This window comes from Pseudophaeobacter flagellatus (genome assembly GCF_021228235.1).
GTDB classification, from domain to species: domain Bacteria; phylum Pseudomonadota; class Alphaproteobacteria; order Rhodobacterales; family Rhodobacteraceae; genus Pseudophaeobacter; species Pseudophaeobacter flagellatus.
In genome coordinates this window covers 1-1575 of sequence record NZ_JAJQRG010000025.1, presented here as the reverse complement: position 1 = coordinate 1575, position 1575 = coordinate 1, and the positions used below count along the sequence as shown (strand labels likewise).

1 pseudogene is annotated in these 1575 nt (G+C 51.2%); it reads right to left on the bottom strand.

The annotated features are described in order from the left end of the window. Positions 1-194: 194 nt before the first annotated feature. A pseudogene (locus tag LRK71_RS20425) lies at positions 195-1472 on the bottom strand (DNA phosphorothioation-associated putative methyltransferase); the annotation flags it as partial. Positions 1473-1575: the final 103 nt, after the last annotated feature.

The following is a 1575-nucleotide window of genomic DNA, read 5'->3' as shown; positions in this document are numbered from 1 at the left end:
CGACCTTCAGCTGAAGAAAGTAGAGGAGTTCATCGACCGTTGGTCAGCAGGCCGCTAGCAAGAACCCGGTATTGGTCGACAGATTGCGCACAGAAAAACCAATCCCCTTCACCGGACGGATACCTTCTACCTGCCTTATTCCGCCAAAGTCCAATTCCTACCGGCCTTAGTGACGAAGCCTAAGGATGCTTAACCTAGCTTGGAATTCTCACGCCAGCCTTGAGGAGGGTCTGAGCAAACTCCCGAAAACTTGGTCCCTCATTGCTGAAATTGAGAGTATTCAAGTCTAAGACTTCCTGATCAAATGCTTTCTGCGCCGCTTCCCGAGGATCAGTCTCTTTCATGTGGCGGGATTTGAGGTACAGAAGTCGGACGTCATTGTCTGCAGAATGGTCGATGATGGAAACGTCGAAGGTGTCGAACTCAACTTTCACCCGGGTCATCAAACGAGGCAAGAAGGACGTCTCAAAATCGGCATAGGTTAGCGCAGTCAGCTTACGGCTGGTAATGTGAATTCTCAGCAGAGTTGTTTCGGACAGATCACCCGCCAGTCTCTCCGCGAGAGCCACGAACCCTCGAAGCCTGACGGACAGTTCTTGGAGCCTATCAGTGGGAAATTGAAATCTGCCCTGTTCTAAATGACCGATTCCAGCAGCGGCTGCCGTTCCAGCATCTTCTAGGAGAAGGTCCTGGTTGCCGATCGAATAGAGGAGCGCTTGTCCAGATTCCTGCGCTCTTTTGTGGCTGCCAAAGAAAGCACGAATGTCGCGCCTTAGTTCAGGAGGAAATGAGCTATACGATCTTCTTTGTGAGAATGCATGCATTGCGAAGTGGAGGCTTAGATCTTCAGTCCTCGTGGCGACGATTTCTTCAAGTTCTTCGTGACCTATTTCAGCAATTGCTTGATTTGCGGCATACTGAAGGCCTTGTTTTGCGCGCGAAAGCTTTGTCACAAGACTCTTGGGAAGTTCTGAGATGTCGGGCTGACGGCCAAAGGCCCTGATCTCAGCAGCAAGGTCTCGGATGGTTGTTTTGTTGAGCTTGTCGTTGGGGTTGTTTGGGGTGCCTTTTTTCGGTGCACTTGGTTTTGGAACGGAGCGGTACTCACGGCCTTTGAAGCCTATCTGACGCCTTAGCAGATATCTTTGCTCTTCCAACTCGTCCCGAAAGACCAAAAATATACCTTGGCCTACGGCCAAGGGTTCGACATTCAAAATGCTTACGATGAAGTCTCTGAGTTCTGCTTGGGTATAGTACTTTTGGAATGTTTGTCGGGACGTCAAGTATCCGTCGCGGTAGGGCCGCGCGCCACTCAGGTCAGCCTTGCCGTACAGCATGACGGATACTGCCAAGCAGAGCTCCGTTAGGCTGAAGGCGCGCTTAAGTGCCTCTGCCCGCTCTTCAGGATCTTCGATTACGTTGAGGACAAATCCAAGATTGGTGACTTGGCTCGGTAATCCCCCCATTTTTAATGGGGTCCAGCCGTAGAATTCATGCGGCTGTTTTCAGTTTCATAGCGGGGGTCATCCCACCGATGCCCATGTTGGGTCGCTCGTTGTTGTAAGTCCAGAGCCA